Here is a 16703-nt window from a genome sequence, read left to right on the forward strand (position 1 = left end):
GAGCTGTCACTCGTCGACGACGTCGGCGATGAGCACGGTGATGTTGTCGGGGCCGCCGGCCCGCAGCGCCAGGTCGATCAGGCGACGGGCGCACGCCTCCCGGTCGGGGGTCTCCCGGAGCACCTCGGTGAGGGTCTCCAGGCGGACGACGTTGGAGAGGCCGTCGCTGCACAGCAGCCAGCGGTCACCGGCCCGGGGCACCATCGTCGCGTACGACGGGGAGACCTGCTCGCCCTGCAACGCCTGGGTGACCACGGCCCGCCGGGGGTGGCTGGACGCCTCCTCGGGGCTGATCACGCCCTGGTCGACCAGCATCTGGACGAAGGTGTCGTCCCGGGTGACCTGCTTGAGGGTGCCCTCGCGGAACAGGTAGGCCCGGGAGTCACCGACGTGCGCGAGCGCCAGGCAGCTGCCCGTGCGGGAGAAGAGCAGGGCGGTCAGTGTGGTGCCCATGCCCTGCCGCTCCCGGTCCTCCTCGACCGCCTGGTGGATCCGCGCGGTGGCCAGCTCGATGCCGGTCTGCAACGCCGCCACCAGGGCGTCCTCGGGGGTCTCCACGTCCAGTGGGGCGACCGCGTCGATGGCGATCCGGCTGGCCAGGTCGCCGGCCGCCATCCCGCCCATACCGTCGGCGACGGCGACGAGCCAGGCACCGGAGTGCAGGGCGTCCTGGTTTCCGCTGCGGATCAGCCCACGGTCGCTCGTCCCGACGGAACGAAGCTTCAGGGTCATGGGTGGCAGCCTGCCAGGCGGAGGGCGTTGTTGTCTCTAGGAGATCAGGACGACTGCGCGTGGCGCGGCGAATCTCACTACCGCAGGCGTCGATCCGGGCGGCTGCGACCAGCCCGAAGGTCATCCAGTCGAATCGATTGACAGGGACGAGACGCGCTGGAAACATCTGGCTGATAGCTGGGAGCGCTCCCAGTGATGAGCGTCTACGGCACACCCCACCACTGTCCTTCCGCCCGGAAAGGAATCCCGTGATCCTGACCCGACGACGTCGGCGGCATCTCGCGGTATTGGCAGCGACGACCCTGATCCTCACCGGCGCCGGCACCGGCGTGGCCCACGCCGAAGTCCCGCCGGACGCGCCCGAGCAGATCAGCAACGGCGACTTCAGCGAGGGCGTCTCGCCCTGGTTCTCCTACGGCACCGGCCCGCTCGACGTCGTCGACGGCCGGCTCTGCGTCACCGTCCCCGCCGGCCTGGCCAACCCGTGGGACGCCGGCATCGGCCACGACGGGGTCCGGCTCAACGCCGGGGCCGAATACAAGCTCAGCTTCGACATCTCCGCCACCCCCGGGTTGAGCGTCAACGCCGTGCTCCAGCTCGGCAGCGCCCCCTACACGTCGTACGCGAGCGTGCCGGCGGTGGCCGCCCCGACGAGCAAGCGGGTCGAGCAGACGTTCACCGTCCCGGACGACAACCCCAACGCCCAGCTCATCTTCCAGGTCGGCGGGGCCGCCGCCGAGCAGCGGATCTGCCTGGACAACGTCTCGCTGCGCGGTGGCGAGGCCGCCCCGCCGTACGTGCCGGACACCGGCCCCCGGGTCCGGGTCAACCAGGTCGGCTACCTGCCCGGCGGCCCGAAGAACGCCACCGTGGTGACCGAGTCGACCGGGGCGCTGCCCTGGCAGCTCAAGTCGGCCGCCGGCACGGTCGTCGCCAGCGGCCAGAGCACCCCGCGCGGGGTCGACGCCGCCTCCGGGCAGAACGTGCAGACCGTCGACTTCTCGTCCTTCCGTACGCCCGGCACCGGCTACACGCTGGTCGCCGACGGCGAGACCAGTCACCCGTTCGACATCTCCGGCGACCTCTACGACCGGCTGCGGGCCGACGCGATGCAGTTCTTCTACGCCCAGCGCAGCGGCATCGAGATCGACGGTGACCTGATCGGCGAGGAGTACGCCCGCCCGGCCGGTCACCTCGGCGTGGCCCCCAACCAGGGCGACACGCAGGTGCCCTGCCAGCCCGGCGTCTGCGACTACTCGTTGGACGTGCGCGGTGGCTGGTACGACGCGGGCGACCACGGCAAGTACGTGGTCAACGGCGGTATCGCCGCCTACCAGTTGCTGAGTGCCTTCGAGCGGACCAAGACGGCGGAGACCGCCGCCGGTGGCGCCGCACTGGGTGACTCGACGCTGCGGGTGCCCGAGCGGGGCAACGCGGTGCCGGACATCCTCGACGAGGCCCGCTGGGAGATCGAGTTTCTGCTCCGGATGCAGGTGCCGGACGGCAAGCCGCTGGCCGGGATGGTCCACCACAAGATCCACGACAAGGCGTGGACCGGCCTGCCGCTCGCCCCGCAGGACGACGCCCAGCCGCGTGAGCTGCACCCGCCGACGACCGCCGCCACCCTGAACCTGGCTGCCGTCGCCGCGCAGTGCCAGCGCCTGTTCGCCCCGTACGACGCGGCGTTCGCCGCCCGCTGCGGCACCGCCGCGTCGAGCGCGTACGCCGCCGCGAAGGCGCACCCGGCGGTCTACGCCGACCCGAACGACGGCATCGGCGGCGGCGCGTACGACGACACCAACGTCACCGACGAGTTCTACTGGGCGGCCGTGGAGCTGTACCTGACCACCGGCAAGAAGGCGTACCTGGACGACCTGACCGCCTCGCCCCAGCACACCGGCGACGTGTTCGCCACGGGCGGCGCGTTCAGCTGGCAGAGCGTGGGCGCGGTCGGCCGGCTCGACCTGGCCACCGTGCCGAACGGCCTGCCGGCCGCCGACAAGACCCGGGTCCGCGCCTCGGTGACCGCCGCCGCCGACAACTACCTGACCACCCTGCACGCCCAGGCGTACGGCCTGCCGGTGCCGGGCGAGGCGGCAAGCTACGTCTGGGGCAGCAACAGCAACATCATCAACAACATGGTCGTGCTGGCCACCGCGTTCGACCTGACCCGGGACGCGAAGTACCGGGACGGCGCCGTGCAGGCGACCGATTACCTGCTCGGCCGCAACGCGCTGAACATGTCGTACGTGACCGGCTGGGGCGAGCAGAACGCGCGCAACCAGCACAGCCGGATCTTCGGCAACCAGCTCAACCCGGCCATGCCGAACCCGCCGGTCGGCTCGCTCGCCGGTGGCCCGAACGCCGCCCTGCAGGACCCGTTCGTCGCCCAGCTGCTCAAGGACTGCGCGCCGATGTTCTGCTATGTCGACGACATCAACTCGTACTCGACCAACGAGGTGGCGATCAACTGGAACTCGGCGCTGGCCTGGCTCGCGTCGTTCCTCGCCGACCAGGGGGAGGCCAAAGCCGTGGCCCCGCGCACCTGCGCGGTCAGCTACCAGGTGCACGGCACCTGGCCGGACGGCTCCAACACCCAGGTCGTCCTGCGCAACACCGGTGACACCGCGATCAACGGCTGGACCCTGCGGTACGCCTACAACGGCGACCAGAAGGTCACCCAGGCGTGGACGGCCAAGGTGACCCAGTCCGGGGCCACCGTGACGGCGAAGAACGAGTCGTACAACGCGAAGATCGCGCCGGGCGCCAGCATCACCTTCGGTCTGCTCGCCAAGACCGGCACGCTGGCCAACCCGTCGCCGGACCTGATCACCGTCAACGGCGTCGCCTGCACGGTGTCCTGACCGGCACTCCCACCCTCGGGCCCCGGGCTGCCACCCGGGGCCCGAGCGCGCGGGGCGGTCGTCCCCCGACCGTCCGGCGCTCCCCCACCAGGCCCCACACCCCCGACACCACCACCCGGCACCCCATCACCCGGCAGGCCCACCGCCCACCGCCGCCACCCGGCACGCCCAACCACCCGGCTCGCCGACCGCCCACGCCCAGCCCGACCAACCGGCACGGCCAGCCCGCCAGTCCGATCGGCCCGCCGAACCCGACCCGACCGACCGGCACGTCCTGTCCGGTCCAGTAGTGGAGACGAGTTCCATGCCCGAGCTGACCAGGATCTCCGACGCCGAACGTCGGCGCATCGTCCACGAGTTCGTCGACGAGACCGTCGGCGACGCCCACCCCGAGGTCGTGGCGATGGTCCGTGACCTCACGTTCCGGGTCCGCGACACCGTCGAACTGGCCCGCGCCGCCGGCATCACCCCCGAGTCGCCCCGCGCCGGCCACGTGGTGGCCGCGCTGGTCGCCGCGTACGGCGAGGTCTTCGACCGGGTCGACGACGCCGGTTACCGCAGCGCGCTACTGGCCCGCCTGGAGGTGGCGAACGACCCGCGGACCGAGCGGTACTTCCAACTCCTCGCCACGGTCAACGGCTGGACCCCACCCCCCACCCTGACCCCCGTCCTGGACTGGTTCATCGCCGCCCTGCGTCACCATCCCGCCCCCTGACCGCCCTTCGCGCCCTACCCGACCCGGACCCCGCCCTCCGCGCTCCCGCCTGATCGGCGGTGGAGCGGCGCGGGCAACGGAGGCGCAGGGTTGGCGGCGGCGCGCGCGATGCCAGCAGCACGGACGGTACGGGTGGGGGCCGGTGGCGATGGCGCGGCAGGGCCAGCAGCACGGACGATGCGAGCAGACGAGCGGCGCGAGCCGAGCCGGCGGCACGAGCGGAACCGGCGGCGCAGGCAGTGCCAGCAGCACAGGCAGCGCGGCCACCGAGACCTGACGACCCGCGGCTCGGGCTCGGGCTCGGGGAGATCGTCTGCCTACCCACACCATTGCCCGAGACCTGTATGCCTGCTGGGCATTAATATGACGGACAGTCATACCTGTTCCAGGACAGTCATACTCATCTGCCGCTAACGCAAAGTGACGATCACTACAAGGCATGGGGTGGGCGGCGCCGTCTTGTCGATGACCGCGACCAGCAGTCCCAGCCGGCAGGGTAAGAGCGGACCAGGGAGCCGGAGGTCCCACTTGAGCAGCGCGGCCACCTCGTCCCACGCCCGCCTGGCACGAGCGCGTGACACGAACGCGTGACACGAACGCGTGACACGAGCGAGCCGGGCCGGGCCGAGCCGCGCAGTGCCGCGCCGACTGAACCGAGCAGGGCCGAGCAAGGCCAAGCAGGTCTGAGCTGCGCAAAAGCAGGACCGAAGCAGAGCAGGACCGCGCAAGGGCAGGCCAGAAACGGGAGCAGGGCCGAGCGCCCGCTGTCACGGCACGACAGGCGGGCGCTCGAACCCGGCCGGACTCAGCCGGGCAGGCCGCTGACGGCGGCGGGCACAGCGACGTCGCCGCCGGTCCAGACGTAGCTGGCGTCCACGTCCGGTGCGGCGAACCCTCCGGCGAACAGCGAGTTGACCCGGGACGCCTCGGCGGCGCTGGGCTTGGCGTTGCGGCAGGAGACCGGGGCGCTGCTGCCCGACATGAGGTCGGTGCACAGGCCGGTCCGGTTGTCCGGCAGGCCGAGGATGTGGCCGATCTCGTGGGTGGCGATCCGGGTCCGGTCGTAGCCCTGGTCGACGGCCTGGGTGCCCATCCAGACCCGACCGTTGCCGAGGCTGGTGGTCTGCGCCCGGGGCCAGCCCGTGTCGACGTAGATGGTGATGTTGCCGGGCGTGCGGGCGACCAGCCGGACGTTGCCCACCGAGCTGTTCCAGATCGTCGCGGCCTGGTCGAAGTTGGTGCGGAATTCGCCGGCCCGGCTCGCGTCGTAGTAGACCGTCCGGGCGGCCGCCGACGCGGTGGTGCCGGCCGAGGTGACCGCGCCGGTCGCCGCGAGCACCAGCGCCAGCAGGGTCCCGGCGGTACGCGAGAACTGTCGTCGTCGAATCATCCGACCTCCATCGATAGAAGTTTACCGATGTTATGTGGTTGGTCGGACCCGGGTCGAATAGCGATTACGTCATACCGCCGCGACCGCCCGCCCGGCCACTCCCGCCGCGACCGCCCACCTCAGCCACCCGGTCAGCCGATCTCCTCGTCGAGGAAGCACCAGCGCCAGGACTCCCCCGGCTGGATCGAGCGCATCACCGGGTGCCCGCTCGACTCGAAGTGCTTGGTCGCGTGCTGGTACGGCGACGAGTCACAGCACCCCACCTGCCCACACTCCACACACGACCGCAGGTGCACCCAGTCGTCGTTGCCGACGGCCACGCACTCCGGGCAGGCGTCGGTGACGGTCGGCTCGGCGGTCCCCGCCCCGGTCAGGTGCGCACAGCTCATCAGTCGCTCTCCCGTCGCAACAACGACTCCTCCAGGTCAAGGTCACGGTAGGCCCGCACCAGCACCTCCTCGGGAATCCGTCCCTCGTCGCGGGCGGCCCGGAAGACCTCCCGCTCGGCGTCGATCATCTCCTGCCGCAGCCGACCGTACGCCTGCGACGGGGTCTCCCGGTCGCTGCCACCGAGCCGTTCCCACGCCAGGTTGGTGCGGCTCTGCACCAGCCCGCGCAACCGCTCCACCACGGCCGGCGGCGCACCGTCGGCCAACGCGTCCAGCTTCTCCCGGGCCGCGCGCCCGGCCTGCTGCTGCACCGTGGCGGCGGAGAGCGCGTCGGCCACCGGGTCGTCCGGGGGCAGCTTCAACCGGCGGGCCACCCACGGCAGGGTCGCCCCCTGGCCGAGCAGCGTCGCCATGATCACCGCGAAGGCCAGCCAGATGAATAACGCCCGCTGGTAGGGCTGCTCCCCGGCCAGGGTCAGCGGCAGACCCAGCGCGGCGGCCAGCGTCACCACCCCGCGCATCCCGGCCCAGCCGATGACGATCGGGAACTGCACCGGCGGACCCGGGTCGCGCTGCCGCACCCGGGGTACCAGCCGGGCCAGGTAGGTGGCGGGGAAGACCCAGACGAACCGGGTCAGGAAGACCGCCGCCAGCACCGCCGCGGTGATCCCCACCAGCCGCCCGGTCGGCTCGTCGAGATCCCGCAGCACCTCGGGCAGTTGCAGGCCGACCAGCAGGAAGACCAGCCCCTCCAACAGGAACTGCACCAGCCGCCAGAACGCGCCGGTCTGCAACCGGGAGGCGGCCGACAGCAGCAGAGGCATCTTGTGGCCGATACCCAATCCGGTGACCACCACCGCCACCACCCCGGAGGCGTGGATCTCCTCGGCGGCGAAGACCACCGCGAACGGCACGATCAGCGACAGCGCGTTGTCCAGCAGCGGGTCGGTGGTCCGCTTGTGCAGGTAACCGAAGACCACCACGCCCAGCAACCCGACCAGCACCCCGCCACCGGTGGCGACCACCACCTCCTGCGCCACGTACCCGAAGCTCACCGAGCCGGCGCTGGCGGTGGCCGCGACGATCGCCACCCGCAGCAGCACCAGCGCGGTGGCGTCGTTGACCAGGCTCTCCCCCTCCAGGATGGTCACCACCCGCCGGGGCAGACCCACCCGCCGGGCCACCGCGGTCGCGGCGATCGCGTCCGGCGGGGCCACCACCGCACCCAGCGCCACACAGATCGCGTACGGCAGGTCGGGCAGGAACAGGTGCACCACGGTGCCCACCACGAAGGCGGTGAAGATGACCAGACCCACCGCGAGCAGCAGGATCGGCCGCAGGTTGAGCCGGAACGCCGGCACCGACGTGCCCAACGCCGCCACGTAGAGCAGCGGCGGCAGGATGCCCACCAGCACCAGGTCGGGATCGAGCCGGACGTGCGGGAACCCCGGCAGGAAGGACAGGCCGAGGCCCAGCACCACCAGCAGGATCGGCGCAAGCAGGCCCAGCTTGCGGGCCAGCGCGGCACCGAAGGTCGCGATGGCCAGGAAGACCACGACCTCGAACAGAGCTTCCATGGGGTACGAGCCTAGGGGTACGACCCGGCCGGGGTGATCACCCGGCGGCGCGCAGTTTCGGCAGCACCTCCGCGCCGAACGTGTCGATGAAGGCGCGCTGCTCCTGCCCGACGTGGTGCAGGGCGATCTGGTCGACGCCCAGCGACAGGTACTCCTCGAGCCAGCCCACGTGCCGGCCCAGATCCGACGACACGTTCACCACCTCGGTGACCTGCTCCAGCGGCACCCGCGCGCTGACCGCGTCGAAGTGCTCGGCGGTGTCCAGGTCCCAGCAGACCGGCGGCGGGAAGATGTTGCTGCGCCACTGCTCGTACGCGATCGCCTCCGCCTCGGCCTGCTCCGGCGCCCAGCTCACGTGCACCTGCAGGTGCACCGGTCCCCGCCCACCGGCGTCCCGGTAGGCGTCGATCATCTCGCGCAGGTGCGCGGTCGGCGCGTTCACGGTGATCAGCCCGTCCGCCCACTCGGCGCACCACCGGGCGGTGGCCACGCTGACCGCCGCCCCGATCAGCGCCGGGGGTTCCTCGGGCCGGGTCCACAGCTTCGCGCGGTCCACCCGGACCAGGCCGTCGTGGCTGACCTCCTCGCCGGCCAGCAGCGCCCGGATCACCTCGACGCACTCCCGCAGCCGGGCGGTACGCACGTCCTTACGCGGCCAGCCGTCGCCGGTGATGTGTTCGTTGCTCGCCTCGCCGGTGCCCAACGCCGCCCAGAACCGGCCCGGGTACATCGCGCCGAGGGTGCCGATGGCCTGCGCGATGATCGCCGGGTGGTAGCGCTGGCCGGGGGCGTTGACCACCCCGAACGGCAGCCCGGTGGCCTGCAGTGCGGCCCCCAGCCAGGACCAGGCGAACCCGGACTGGCCCTGCCGGGTGCTCCACGGCGAGAAGTGGTCCGACGACATCGCGGCGTCGAAGCCGGCGCGTTCGGCGTGCACCACCGCCTCCAGCAGGCGACTCGGATGGATCTGCTCGTGGGAGGCGTGGAAGCCGAACACCGTCATGGCGTCCTTCCGTACCCATGACGGTGTCCGGTTAAAGCTCACCCGCGCCGACTTGGCCGGCGCGGTCGTCCGCCGCCCGGCCCGGGTGGCGGCGACGCGGGGTCACTCGGCGTGCGCGCCGGCCCCGGCGGTGGCGGCACCCTCCCCCACCCAGACGGTCTTGGTGTTGCAGAACTCCCGCATCCCCAGCGCCGACAGCTCCCGGCCGTAGCCGGAGTTCTTCACCCCGCCGAAGGGCAGCTCCGGGTACGAGGTGGTCATGCCGTTGACGAAGACGTTGCCGGCGTCCAGGTCGGTGGCGAACCGCTCCTGCTCGGCCGGGTCGGTGGTCCAGGCGTTCGCGCCCAACCCGAAGGGCGTGCCGTTGGCCACCTCGATCGCCTCGTCGTACGACGACACCCGGTAGAGCCCGGCGACCGGCCCGAAGACCTCCTCGGCCCACATCCGCATCTGCGGGTTCAGGTCGGTGACCACGGTCGGCGGATAGAACCAACCGTCGCCGGTCGGCTTCTCGCCGCCGCAGAGCACCGTCGCGCCGTGCTCCACCGCGTCCTGCACCTGGGCGTGGATCTCGTCCCGGCCGCTCTCGCTGGCCAGCGGGCCGACGTCGGTGTCGGCGTCCATCGGGTCGCCGACCCGCAGCGCGGCCATGTTCGCGGCGAACTTCCCGGCGAAGGCGTCGAAGACGTCGGTGTGCACGATGAACCGCTTGGCGGCGATGCAGGATTGGCCGTTGTTCTGGCAGCGGGCGGTGGTGGCCACCTCGGCGGCCCGGTCCAGGTCGGCCGAGGGCATCACCACGAACGGGTCGCTGCCGCCCAGCTCCAGCACCGTCTTCTTCAGCTCCCGGCCGGCGATCTGGGCGATGGAGCGGCCCGCGCCCTCGCTGCCGGTCAGCGTGGCGGCCCGGACCCGGGGGTCGGCGAGGATCCGGTCGACGGCGTCGGAGCCGACCAGCAGGGTGGTGAACGCGCCCTCGGGGAAGCCGGCCCGGCGGAACACGTCCTCCAGGTAGAGCGCGGTCTGCGGCACGTTGGAGGCGTGTTTGAGCAGGCCGGTGTTCCCGGCCATCAGGGCCGGCGCGGCGAACCGCAGCACCTGCCAGAGCGGGAAGTTCCACGGCATCACCGCGAGCACCGCCCCGATCGGCTGGTAGCGGACGAAGGCCCGCTTGGCCTTCACGGCGGCGGCGTCGGCGGGCTCGTCGGCGAGCATCCGCTCCGCGTGCGCGGCATAGAACCGGCAGGCGGTCGCGCACTTGGTGACCTCGGCCTTCGCTGCCGTGTAGGTCTTGCCCATCTCGGTGGTCATCAGCCGGGCGGTGTCGTCGCGTTCGGCGTCGAGCAGGTCCGCGGCGGCGTTCATCCACTGCGCCCGCTGGGCGACCGTGGTGCGGCGCAGGTCCCGGAACGCCAGGTCGGCCCGGTCGATGGCGGCGTCGATCTGCTCGGTCGACATCGGCTCGTACGACTTGAGCACCTGACCGGTGGCGGGGTTGGTGGTGGCGATGGGCATCTCGTACTCCTGTCACTCGAAGAGTGAGTGCCGCGCGCCCGGCTGCTCATGGCGGCGGGCGGCACGGCGGCGCTGGATGACGACCAGGTCGACGACCGCCACGACGGCGAACAGCGCGCAGAGCACACCCAGCCAGGCCAGCCCGGCCCAGAACGCGCCGACCGCGAAGACGGTCATGCTCACCAGGCCGAACAGGGCAAGCGTCAGGCGGAGGTTCAACGCGCTGTAGGCGTGGCCGACCGTGCCACGGGCACGCCGGGGCTGCGATCTCGTCATCGTCTGGGGCTACCCCGGCACGGACACCGTTAACCGGCCCCGACGCCCGGATCACGACGGGTGTCTTACACACTCGTACCAGATTCATGTTTCCAGGTATTTAATCTGCCCGGAAGTCGACACGACCGGGTCGTAGCACCGCACCTGGCCCGTAGAGTGACCGGGCTGTCGCTCTGCGCCGTCTGACCGGGGGAAGACGCATGCCTCGACGCTGGGTCGCCGCCGTGGCCTGCCTGTTCGCGCTGGTCGCGCTCGCCTGCGAGGAGGGTGGCGGGGCGTCGCCCCGCCCGACGAAGAGCGGGTCGACACCGACCGGCCTGCCCACCACGATGGCCGCCCTCGGCGACTCGATCACCACCGGTTTCGGCTCCTGCCTGGTGCTCACCTCGTGCCAACGCAACTCCTGGTCCACCGGGGACGGCATCCGGGTGGAGAGCCACTACCGGCGGCTGCTCGACGCCGACGCGCCGATCCGCAACCGGGCCCGCAACCACGCCGTGCCGGGGGCCCGCGCCGAGGCCCTCGCCGGGCAGGCCGGTGCCGCCGTCAAGGACAAGGCCGACTACGTCACGGTGCTGATCGGCGCGAACGACGCCTGCCGCGCCGACATCGACGCGATGACCTCGACGGCCACCTTCCGCAGCCAGGTCGACCGGGCGCTGCGGGTGCTGCGCGAGGGCCGCCCCAAGGCCCGGGTGCTGGTGGCCAGTGTCCCCGACCTGAACCGGCTGTGGGAGATCGGTCACACCGAGTCCCGCGCGGTGCGGATCTGGAAGACCGGCATCTGCCCGGCCCTGCTGGCCAACCCCACCTCGGACGCCAAGGCCGACCGGGACCGCCGGGCCCGCTTCGCCGAACGGATCGACGCGTACAACAGCCAACTCAAGGCGGCCTGCCGGGCGTACGGGTCGCGGTGCCGCTACGACGGCGGCGCGGTGCACCGGGTGCGGTTCAGCCTGGACGAGGTCAACGCGCTGGACTGGTTCCACCCCAACGTCGCCGGGCAGAACCGGCTCGCCGACGCGACCTTCCCGGCGGCCGGCTGGCGACTGTGAGCCACCCGGGCAGCCGCCGGGCCGGATCCGGCGTGCCCACTGATCAGGGGCGACGCGGTTGGGGCACCCCGCCCCGGTGTTCCCGGTAGAGCGTCTGGGCGCGCTCGGCGAGATCCTTGGTGGCCGACGAGTTGGCCCAGGTGCCGAGGATGATCGCGGCCCCGGGGACGACCTTGGCGAAGACCCGTTTCGCCGCCCGCACCCCGGCCATCCGGGCCAGCCGGACGCCCAGTTGCAGCATCACCCGCCCCAGCGGATTCTGGGCCGCGTGGCCGAACAGCGCACCGGCCCGCTCCCGACCGGCCGCGACGCCCAGCGCCAGCCGGGCCGTCTCGGCCGCCTTGTGCACCTTCTGCAGGACGAGCAGGTCGGTGGCCCGGTCCGGGTGCTCAGGGTCCGCCCCGTACGCGGCGGCGACGTGCAACACCAGGCGGGCCTGGGTCCAGGCCAGCACCCCGACGTCGATGACGGCACCCGGTAGCCCCGCCGCGCCGGAGACCGCCCCGGAGAGCCGGGCCCGGTTGACGAAGCGCCGGATCGCCTGCTCGGCCAACTGGTCGGCGGTCGCGTCGGGTCGTTCCGCCCGCGCCTTGGCGAGCCACTGCGCCGCCTCCGGGCCGAGCCGGCGGACCGCCTCCAGGGCCAGGTGCTCCGGGGCGTACTGCGGATCTTCCCGCATCCGGTCCCAGAGCCGGGCCGGCGGCGCCTCGGGGGCGTCACCCGGGTCACCGGCCGGTGCTCCCGGCACCGCCGTGACCGCCACCCCCGGCACCGCCGTGACAGCCGTTCCCGGGGCCGCCGGTGGTGGCGCGGCCGTCGGGGCGGCGGGCGGCGTCGCGGGGACCGCCGGTGTGTCGGCCCGGACCGGCGGCGTGGGGACGGTCGGTTCGTCGTCGACAGGCACGGCGTCGGTCACAAAGGCTCCCGGGGTGGAATCGGTTCAGGGGCGGTCAGCGGCGGCGGCCCGACAGCTTGCTGGCTGCCTGCTTGAGCCGCGCCTGGTTCTCCGGCTTGGCCAGCTCGCGCCGACCCCGGTCGACCAACTGCTGCCCCTTGGGGGAGCGCAGGAAGGCGCTGATCCGCTGCATCAGTGCTGACATGTCGTCCTCCGATCGGGTGTCCTGCGTCATGTGTACCCGATTCGAGCAACCGCCAACCGTCCACTGTGTCCGGTCGAGGATATCCACCGACCGGTTTCGCCCCGAACGGACCCGACCGCCCCGCACGGCCCGGGCCCGCAGGACGGGACGAACGGGACCGGCCCGCCCGAGCGGGGCTCGGGCGGGCCGGGTCACCGGGGCGGATGCCGCTCCGGCCGGACAGGCGGTGATTCAGACCAGGATGGCGCCGACCACCTCGGTGGCCCGCCACTCGTGCTGGGCGTAGAGGTCCGGGTAGGCCGAGATCTGCACGGCCTGCGCGGCGACGGTCAACGGCAGGTCCTCCCAGCCGGGAATCGCCAGCAGCGCGGTGAGGAACGCCCGGGTGGCGAACGCCGGGTCCATCAGCTGACCGACCTCGCCCCAGCCGCTGCTGGGCCGCTGCTGGAACAGCCCGACCGAGTCGTGGTCCCAGCCGATCGCCTGGTGCGGGTAGTTCTGCGACTCGGGCAGCACGCCGCTTGCGTAGTTGTAGAGGTTGCTCTCCTGCATCGCGGTGGCCACCGCGATGATCAGGGCCCGGCGGGGCACACCCATCGCCCGCCCGGCCTTGACGATCTCCTTGGCGTTGTCCATCTGGGCCTGGTCGAGACCGGCCACCGGGACGATCCGCTTCGGTTTCGGCTTCGGCGTGGGCTTGGGGCGGGGCTTGGGCCTGGTGGTCCTGGTCGCGGTCGGCGTCGGGGCGGCGGCCGTCGGGCTGGCCACGGTCGGGCTGGCGGTGGGGGTGCCGGGAACGATGGTGACCGGGGTACGGATCTCGGCGCGGGAGGCGGCCTGCCGGCTGCGTTCGGCGAGCGCCGCCTCGGTGCCGGCCCGGTCGGCGGTCGGCTCGTCCGGCAGGGCCTGTGCGCCGGCGACGGCGGTCGCGCCGAGGCAGCAGAGCACCCCGGCGGCGAGGGCCACCCGGGTACGCACCGGGCGGCGTCGGAGGTTAAGGAGCCCGCCGAGGCGGGTACGGAAGGAGCGGGGTTCATCGAGAACGCCGACCTGAACGGACGAGGGGGTGTCGTCCGAACGGCCAGTCATGCCCTTGGGGGCGACCTGGTCGTCGATGGTGTCGTCGTCACGCATCCGCCGAGGCTAGACACGCTCCCATCCGGTGACCCACCGTCACAGGGTGGCCCTCATCACAATCGCGCACCTGCGGGTGGGACACCCGTCGTGGACGCGCGGCCAGGGTGACAGACCTCCCGCAACAGGCATTACGGTCAGGAAAACCGGGCGACGTCGTCCCGCGTGGTTAACCGCCCAGAGCGCCGCGGCCGGCCGCATGATCCACTATGTCCGCCTTTCGGATGACAGGCCGGAACCATCCGACCGAGTCGCCCCGGCACTATCGGCGAATTGGTGGCTTCCTCCGGGTTTGATAGCCGGATCGGTCACGACACGCCCAGTGCTGGAATGGATGACGCCGACAGGTACGTTCCCCGAACCGGGTGCCGTCCGCGCACGGTCGCCCGTACGCGCGTGTTTCCTCAGGAGGTCCGACCGGTGCTCGACCCACACGAGCTCTACGAGCTCACCGACGATCTGCCCGACCTCGGCCAGCCGGTGCTGATCCAGGCGCTCACCGGCTTCGTCGACGCCGGCAACGCCAGTCGGCTGGCCCGCGAGCAGCTGCTCACCTCGCTGGACGCCCGCACGATCGCCACCTTCGACGTCGACCAGCTCTTCGACTACCGGTCCCGCCGCCCGGTGATGACCTTCGTCGAGGACCACTGGGAGGACTACGACGCCCCCGAGCTTGCCCTGCACCTGCTGCACGACGACGACGAGACGCCGTTCCTCCTGCTCACCGGCCCGGAGCCGGACCTGCAGTGGGAGCGTTTCGTGGCGGCGGTCAGCGCGGTGGCCGCCCGGCTCGACGTCCGGCTCACCGTCGGGCTCAACTCGATCCCGATGGCCGTGCCGCACACCCGGCCCACCGGGGTCACCGCACACGCCACCCGCCGGGAACTGATCTCCGGCTACGAGCCGTGGTTGCAGCGGGTGCAGGTCCCGGGCAGCGTCGGGCACCTGCTGGAATACCGGCTCGGCCAGGCCGGCCGGGACGCCCTCGGCTTCTCCGCCCACGTGCCGCACTACGTCGCGCAGACCGAGTACCCGGCCGCCGCCGAGGTGCTGCTCTCCTCGGTGTCGCGCAGCACCGGCCTGCTGCTGCCCAACGACAGCCTCCGCTCCGCCGCCGAGGTGGTCCGGGTCGAGATCGACCGGCAGGTCGCCCAGACCGACGAGGCCGCCGCGCTGGTCACCGCCCTGGAGGAGCAGTACGACGCGTTCGCCCGGGGACGGGGCGAGAAGAACCTGCTGGCCGCCGAGACCGGCCCGCTGCCCACCGCCGACGAGCTGGGCGCCGAGCTGGAACGCTTCCTCGCCGAGCAGACCCGACCGGGCGACACCCCGGGCACCTGACCCACCCCTACCACGGCGGCGGCGACCCGACCCGGGACGCCGCCGCCCGGTCATCCCTGAGGCACCGGCACGCCGGGGCGGCCCGGCGTACCGGTGTGCCACCAGGCCCGGCGAGCCGGTGCGCCACCAGGCCCGGCGAGCCCCCACGCCGCCAGGATCGGCGGTGCGGGGAGCCCGCGGCGGGCGGGGTCGGTGACCACGCCGGCGGGCTGCCCGGCGGGGCTGCCCGGCGGGGCGGGCCGGGATGCGGCAGGCTGGGCACATGCGCCTGGCGACCTGGAACGTGAACTCGGTGAAGGCCCGCCTCCCCCGGCTGCTGGACTGGCTGGCCGGCACCGCCCCCGACGTGGTCTGCCTCCAGGAGACCAAGTGCCCGGACGGGGCGTTCCCGGTCGCCGAGGTCGGTGAGCTGGGCTACGAGGTGGCCAGCCACAGCGACGGCCGGTGGAACGGGGTGGCGATCCTGTCCCGCGTCGGCCTGACCGACGTCACCGTCGGCTTCCCCGGCGAACCGGGCTTCCCGCAACCTGAGGCCCGCGCCATCTCCGCCACCTGCGCCGGGGTCCGGATCTGGTCGGTGTACGTCCCGAACGGCCGGGCGGTCGACGACCCGCACTACGCCTACAAGCTGGCCTGGTTCGCGGCGCTGCGGGACGCCCTGGAACCGGAGGTGGCCGCCGGTCGGCCGGTCGCCGTCTGCGGGGACTTCAACGTCGCCCCGACCGACGCCGACGTCTGGGACCCGGCGCTCTTCGCCACCTCCACGCATGTCACCCCCGCCGAGCGGGCCGCCCTGGCCGCCCTGCGCGACCTCGGACTCAGCGACGTGGTGCCCACCCCGATGAAAGGCCCGCACCCGTACACCTACTGGGACTACCGGGCCGGCATGTTCCACCAGAACAAGGGCATGCGCATCGACCTGGTGTACGCCTCCGCGCCGCTGGCCACGACGGTCCGCGCCGCGTACGTGGACCGGGAGGCCCGCAAGGGCAAAGGCCCCTCCGACCACGCCCCGATCGTGGTCGACACCGACCCACCGGCTGTCGACACACCCTGACCCGCCCCGGGACAACGCCGCCAACGGGTCCGGCCCCTGCCCTGCGGGGGCGTCACCTCCTATCGGGGATGCGCCGCCGCCTGTCGCGGGTGCCCTATCGCCGGACGCCCCCACACTTGTCGCGGAAGGGGTGGCCGTCCCTGCAGTTCGGGTATCGCGGGGGTCCCCGGCCTTACCGCAGGGGTGCCCCTGTCTATCGGGGGTGGGATGTCTTGGCGCGGTCGACGAAGCCACGCCACGCTCCCGGCGTGAACATCAGCGTCCCCCCGTCGCGGTCCTTCGTGTCCCGCACCAGCACGATGCCGGGCAGGTTGTCCGCCACCTCGACACACGCCCCACCGTTGTTGCCGCTCCTGGTGCTCTTGCGCCACCGCGCACCGGTCACGTCCATATCGCCGCCACCTTCCGAATAAGATCCAGGGACTGGGCCCGGGGCAGGGCCTCCCCCACTATGCGCGCCCACCGCTGCTCCAAGGTAGCGATATCCTGACGCTGGTCGATGATCTGCGCCCGCACCTGCCCGTCCACATGCGCCACCCGCGTCCCGCTGCCGAC

The 16703-nt window shown here is 72.4% G+C and carries 15 protein-coding genes and 2 pseudogenes; 5 read left to right on the top strand and 12 right to left on the bottom strand.

The features are described from left to right. Window positions 1-6: 6 nt before the first annotated feature. Window positions 7-732 carry a PP2C family protein-serine/threonine phosphatase gene (locus tag JQN83_RS21615; RefSeq protein WP_208568967.1) on the bottom strand — a complete coding sequence of 242 codons (726 nt, stop codon included), beginning with the start codon at window positions 730-732 and terminating at the stop codon, window positions 7-9. Between the two features lie 254 nt (window positions 733-986). Between JQN83_RS21615 and JQN83_RS21620 the strand changes: the two genes are divergently transcribed. Beyond that, window positions 987-3596, top strand: a complete 2610-nt coding sequence (locus tag JQN83_RS21620) for a glycoside hydrolase family 9 protein (RefSeq protein WP_208569072.1) — start codon at window positions 987-989, stop codon at window positions 3594-3596. Between the two features lie 289 nt (window positions 3597-3885). Further along, on the top strand, window positions 3886-4311 hold the full coding sequence (locus JQN83_RS21625) for a hypothetical protein (protein ID WP_208568968.1): 426 nt from the start codon (window positions 3886-3888) through the stop codon (window positions 4309-4311). 811 nt (window positions 4312-5122) lie between these two features. Here JQN83_RS21625 and JQN83_RS21630 read toward each other — a convergent pair. The 6 genes and pseudogenes from JQN83_RS21630 to JQN83_RS21655 form a co-directional block, all read right to left on the bottom strand. Next, window positions 5123-5698 (bottom strand): annotated as a pseudogene (locus JQN83_RS21630) (snapalysin family zinc-dependent metalloprotease); the annotation flags it as partial. Between the two features lie 134 nt (window positions 5699-5832). Beyond that, window positions 5833-6090: a UBP-type zinc finger domain-containing protein gene (locus tag JQN83_RS21635; protein ID WP_208568969.1), complete on the bottom strand. Its 258-nt coding sequence runs from the start codon at window positions 6088-6090 to the stop codon at window positions 5833-5835. Next, entirely contained in the window at window positions 6090-7667 is a 1578-nt protein-coding gene (locus tag JQN83_RS21640) for a Na+/H+ antiporter (RefSeq protein ID WP_204927910.1), read from the bottom strand. The genes JQN83_RS21635 and JQN83_RS21640 overlap by 1 nt, the downstream gene beginning before the upstream one ends. Window positions 7668-7704: 37 nt before the next feature. Then, window positions 7705-8670, bottom strand: coding sequence for a TIGR03885 family FMN-dependent LLM class oxidoreductase (locus JQN83_RS21645; protein WP_208568970.1), 966 nt, complete (start codon window positions 8668-8670; stop codon window positions 7705-7707). 102 nt (window positions 8671-8772) lie between these two features. Beyond that, the gene (locus tag JQN83_RS21650) at window positions 8773-10185 is read right to left on the bottom strand and encodes an NADP-dependent succinic semialdehyde dehydrogenase (RefSeq protein WP_208568971.1); all 1413 of its coding nucleotides are present in this window, start codon (window positions 10183-10185) and stop codon (window positions 8773-8775) included. 12 nt (window positions 10186-10197) lie between these two features. Next, window positions 10198-10461 carry a DUF6343 family protein gene (locus JQN83_RS21655; RefSeq protein ID WP_208568972.1) on the bottom strand — a complete coding sequence of 88 codons (264 nt, stop codon included), beginning with the start codon at window positions 10459-10461 and terminating at the stop codon, window positions 10198-10200. Window positions 10462-10661: 200 nt separating this feature from the next. Here JQN83_RS21655 and JQN83_RS21660 point away from each other — a divergent pair, with 200 nt between their 5' ends. Next, window positions 10662-11516, top strand: a complete 855-nt coding sequence (locus tag JQN83_RS21660) for a GDSL-type esterase/lipase family protein (RefSeq protein WP_208568973.1) — start codon at window positions 10662-10664, stop codon at window positions 11514-11516. A 43-nt stretch (window positions 11517-11559) separates the two neighbouring features. Here the strand turns inward: JQN83_RS21660 and JQN83_RS21665 are convergent, their stop codons facing one another. From JQN83_RS21665 to JQN83_RS21675, 3 genes are all read right to left on the bottom strand, one after another. Then, window positions 11560-12288, bottom strand: coding sequence for an EcsC family protein (locus JQN83_RS21665; protein WP_372444101.1), 729 nt, complete (start codon window positions 12286-12288; stop codon window positions 11560-11562). A gap of 178 nt (window positions 12289-12466) precedes the next feature. Next, a complete protein-coding gene (locus tag JQN83_RS21670; RefSeq protein WP_172898379.1) occupies window positions 12467-12616 on the bottom strand; it encodes a hypothetical protein in 150 nt (49 codons plus the stop codon). Window positions 12617-12847: 231 nt separating this feature from the next. Next, window positions 12848-13750, bottom strand: coding sequence for a peptidase M23 (locus tag JQN83_RS21675; RefSeq protein ID WP_208568974.1), 903 nt, complete (start codon window positions 13748-13750; stop codon window positions 12848-12850). 420 nt (window positions 13751-14170) lie between these two features. On the opposite strand from JQN83_RS21675, the gene JQN83_RS21680 reads away from it, so the two are divergent. Together JQN83_RS21680 and JQN83_RS21685 are read left to right on the top strand one after the other, a co-directional pair. Continuing rightward, window positions 14171-15091, top strand: coding sequence for a proteasome assembly chaperone family protein (locus tag JQN83_RS21680; RefSeq protein ID WP_208568975.1), 921 nt, complete (start codon window positions 14171-14173; stop codon window positions 15089-15091). 262 nt (window positions 15092-15353) lie between these two features. Further along, window positions 15354-16148: an exodeoxyribonuclease III gene (locus tag JQN83_RS21685; RefSeq protein WP_208568976.1), complete on the top strand. Its 795-nt coding sequence runs from the start codon at window positions 15354-15356 to the stop codon at window positions 16146-16148. A gap of 193 nt (window positions 16149-16341) precedes the next feature. Here JQN83_RS21685 and JQN83_RS21690 read toward each other — a convergent pair whose 3' ends face one another. Together JQN83_RS21690 and JQN83_RS33235 are read right to left on the bottom strand one after the other, a co-directional pair. Further along, complete coding sequence (locus tag JQN83_RS21690) at window positions 16342-16533, bottom strand: DUF397 domain-containing protein (protein ID WP_208569075.1); 192 nt, start codon at window positions 16531-16533, stop codon at window positions 16342-16344. Beyond that, window positions 16530-16694, bottom strand: a pseudogene (locus tag JQN83_RS33235) (Scr1 family TA system antitoxin-like transcriptional regulator); the annotation flags it as partial. The pseudogene JQN83_RS33235 and the gene JQN83_RS21690, both read right to left, overlap by 4 nt. Between the last annotated feature and the right edge of the window lie 9 nt (window positions 16695-16703).

It is taken from the genome of Micromonospora antibiotica, assembly GCF_017599305.1.
In the GTDB taxonomy this organism is placed as follows: domain Bacteria; phylum Actinomycetota; class Actinomycetes; order Mycobacteriales; family Micromonosporaceae; genus Micromonospora; species Micromonospora antibiotica.